This is a genomic window from Herbaspirillum sp. B65 (assembly GCF_000333555.1).
In the GTDB taxonomy this organism is placed as follows: Bacteria; Pseudomonadota; Gammaproteobacteria; order Burkholderiales; family Burkholderiaceae_D; genus Herbaspirillum; species Herbaspirillum rubrisubalbicans.
Window position 1 is genome coordinate 1 of sequence record NZ_BADI01000056.1, and the last position, 3,649, is coordinate 3,649.

At 62.7% G+C, this 3,649-nt stretch carries 2 protein-coding genes and 1 pseudogene; all 3 read left to right on the forward strand.

What is annotated here, in order from left to right:
• Nucleotides 1–474: 474 nt before the first annotated feature.
• Nucleotides 475–825: pseudogene (locus I5W_RS01325) on the forward strand (substrate-binding domain-containing protein); the annotation flags it as partial.
• Between the two features lie 102 nt (nt 826–927).
• Entirely contained in the window at nt 928–2,478 is a 1,551-nt protein-coding gene (locus I5W_RS01330) for a sugar ABC transporter ATP-binding protein (protein ID WP_044527888.1), read from the forward strand.
• Nucleotides 2,475–3,554: an ABC transporter permease gene (locus tag I5W_RS01335; RefSeq protein WP_044527889.1), complete on the forward strand. Its 1,080-nt coding sequence runs from the start codon at nt 2,475–2,477 to the stop codon at nt 3,552–3,554. Before I5W_RS01330 ends, I5W_RS01335 begins: the two co-directional genes overlap by 4 nt.
• Nucleotides 3,555–3,649 lie beyond the last annotated feature (95 nt).

Consider the following 3,649-nt stretch of genomic DNA (forward strand, 5'->3'; position numbering starts at 1 on the left):
GCTGGCCCTTGCTGCCGCAAGCGCCGCTGCACGATCGCGCCCCCGAGCGCGAAGCGCAACAACGCTGCGCGGTGGCCACCGCCTNGTGCAAATACACGCCGCAAGCCAGTATCAGCGACCATGCCACCCTGGTGCTGGATATCGGCGCCAGCCTGCGTCTGTTCGGCGGGATCCGGGCCTTGCGGCGGCGGGTGTGCCAGACGGTGAAGCTACTCGGGCTGACGGCGCGTGTCAGTTGCGCACCGACTGCGGCTGGCGCAGCCCTGCTGGCGCGCTACGGCGCCGGCAATGTCCTCCAGATGGCTCATCTGCATCGCAAACTGGATCGACTGCCGGTGGCCGCCTTGCCGCCAGCCGGCCCTTATCTCGACTGGCTGGACGGCATCGGTTGCCGCACCCTGTCCGACTTGCGCCGCTTGCCGCGCGCCGGTGTGCAGCGGCGCGCGGATGCGCGGATGCTGGAGTTGCTGGATCAAGGAAGTGATGGAAGCCTTCCTCAAGGCCGAGGGCAAGAAGATCAACGTGCTCTTCGCCCATAACGACGATATGGCCATCGGCGCCATCCAGGCCATCGAGGAAGCGGGTCTGAAGCCGGGCAAGGACATCACCATCATCTCCATCGATGGCGTCAAGGGTGCCTTCGAAGCCATGATGGCCGGCAAGCTCAACGTGACCGTCGAGTGCAGCCCGTTGCTGGGTCCGCAACTGATGCAGATCGCCAAGGACATCAAGGCCGGCAAGGAAGTGCCCAAGCGCATCACCACCGAGGAAGGCGTCTTCCCGGCTGAAGTGGCGGCCAAGGAATTCCCCAACCGCAAGTATTGATGGATTGATGGCGGCATGACAGCCACGCGCGCACTGTCTCTCGCAGGGCGCGCGCGGTTGCTGTGCGTGCATCAGAGTTCCGATGGTTCTGATGGAGTTGCGATGACGATGTCTGTCGGGGCGCAGGCGCGTCCCATGCTGGAATTGAGTGGTATCCACAAGGCATTCGCGGGCGTGAAGGCGCTCACCGATGTCGGCTTGCGGCTGTTCCCAGGGGAAGTGCATACCTTGATGGGACAGAATGGCGCAGGCAAGTCCACGCTGATCAAGGTGCTGACCGGCGTGCATGAACCCGATCAAGGCAAGATCGAACTGGATGGCCGCGCCATTGCGCCGGCCTCCACCCTGGAGGCGCAGGCGCTGGGCATCAGCACGGTCTACCAGGAAGTCAACCTGTGTCCCAACCTGTCGGTGGCCGAGAACATCTTCGTGGGTCGCTATCCACGCCGCTTCGGACGCATCGACTGGAAGAGCGTGCACGCGCAATCCAAGCAATTGCTGCAACAGTTGCAGATCGATATCGATGTGGGTGCGCAATTATCATCCTATCCGCTGGCGATCCAGCAGATGGTGGCGATCTCGCGCGCACTGTCGGTCTCGGCGAAGGTATTGATCCTCGATGAACCCACGTCCAGCCTGGACGAGGCCGAGGTACAGCAACTGTTCAAGGTGCTGCGCCGCCTGCGCGAACAGGGCATGGCGATTCTCTTCGTGACCCACTTCCTGGACCAGACCTACGAGATTTCAGATCGCATCACCGTGCTGCGCAATGGCGTGCGCGAGGGCGAATACCTGGTCTCGGAGCTGTCGCGACTGGACCTGGTCAACAAGATGGTGGGCGTGACCGCAATCGATCATCGCAAGGTCGAGGCCGGCGCCGAGGCGTTGGCCGCCGAGTTGTCCACCGATGAAACCGGCACGGGCGAAGTCTTCCTGCAGGCCGATGGCTTCGGTCGGCGCGGCGTACTGGCCCCGCAGGACCTGGAGTTGCGGCGAGGTGAAGTATTTGGTCTGTGCGGTCTGCTGGGTTCCGGGCGTACCGAGATGGCGCGCCTGCTGTTCGGTGCCGACCGCGCCGATTGCGGGCAGTTGCGTATCGAAGGTCGCAGTGTGAAGCTTAATGTACCGCGCGATGCGATTGCCGCCGGCATCGGTTTCTGTTCGGAAGATCGCAAGAAGGAAGGTGCGATCCTGGAGCTGTCGGTGCGTGAAAACATCATCCTGGCCTTGCAGGCGCGTCAGGGTTTGTTCCGCGTGTTGCCACGCAAGCGCCAGAACCAGATCGCCGCCGATTACGTGAAGTGGCTGGGCATCAAGACTGCCGACCTGGAAACGCCCATCGGCCTGCTTTCCGGCGGCAACCAGCAGAAGGCCTTGCTGGCGCGCTGGCTGGCCACCGATCCGGGAATGCTGATCCTGGACGAACCCACGCGCGGCATCGATGTGCGCGCCAAGCAGGAGATCATGGATTTCGTCATCGCCATGTGCCGCAAAGGCATGTCCATTCTTTTCATCTCCTCGGAAATTCCCGAGGTCCTGCGTTGCAGTGACCGCATGTTGGTCCTGCGCGATCGGCGTGCCTGCGGTCAATACCGACGCGGCGAACTCGATGAGCAATCGGTCTTGCAGGTCATCGCAGGAGAGGCCGCATGAGTGCATCCATGGATTCCAAACTGATTCCCGAGAGCAGCACCGGCAGCCCGTCACCGATGCTGGCGGCGCTGCTGCGTCATCCGCTGGTGCGCCCGCTGGCAGCGCTGGCCTTGCTGTTGCTGATCGACTTCCTGCTGGTGCCCGGTTTCTTCAAGCTGGAGATCAAGGACGGTCACCTGTATGGCGCGCTGATTGACATCATCAACCGCGCCGCCCCGCTGATGCTGGCGGCGCTGGGCATGACGCTGGTCATCGCCACCCGTGGAGTGGACATTTCGGTGGGTGCGGTGGTGGCCATTTCCGGCGCGGTCGCGGCGATCCTGATCGGCGGCAAGATGGTGGTGGTCAATGGGGTGCCGGAATACGTCAGCAATGTGCCCATGCTCTGGGCGCTGTGCGCGGCGATGGCCGCAGCGTTGCTGTGCGGCGCCTGGAACGGCTTGCTGGTGGCCGGTCTCGGCTTGCAACCCATCATCGCCACCTTGATCCTGATGGTGGCCGGGCGCGGGCTGGCGCAGTTGCTCACCGATGGCCAGATCGTCACGGTCTATTACAAGCCCTTCTTCTTCCTCGGAGGCGGTTACCTGTTCGGTTTGCCGTTCTCGCTCTACATCGCCGGGGCCATGTTCCTGTTGCTGGCACTGCTGATGAAGAAGACCGCGCTGGGCCTGTTCATCGAATCGGTCGGCATCAATCCGGTAGCTTCGCGCCTGGCCGGCATCCGCACTGCGGCGCTGATCTTCTTTGTCTACATGTTCTGCAGTGCCTGTGCCGGTCTGGCCGGGTTGATGATCGCCTCCAACATCAAGAGCGCCGACGCCAACAATGCCGGTCTCTTGCTGGAGCTCGATGCCATCCTGGCCGTCACGCTGGGCGGTACTTCGCTGGCGGGGGGCAAGTTCAGTCTGGTGGGTAGTGTCATCGGTGCGCTCATCATTCAGACGCTGACCTATACGATCTATTCGCTGGGGGTGCCGCCTGAAGTCAATATGGTGGTCAAGTCCATCGTGGTGTTCCTGGTCTGCCTGTCGCAGTCGCCGGAGTTCCGCCGCATGTTGAGGATGTCCAAATCATGATGCTTGCTTCTTCCTTGCGGCGCGCTTCGCACGCGCCGTGGTTTACCTCCATGGTCACCGTGGTGTTGCTGGTGGTCATGCTGTGGCCGCGCCTC

Bases quoted from the DNA above. Each gene is read 5' to 3' on its own strand.
- I5W_RS01330 (WP_044527888.1), top strand. From the start codon at position 928: ATGACGATGTCTGTCGGGGCGCAGGCGCGTCCCATGCTGGAATTGAGT.
- I5W_RS01335 (WP_044527889.1), top strand. From the start codon at position 2,475: ATGAGTGCATCCATGGATTCCAAACTGATTCCCGAGAGCAGCACCGGC.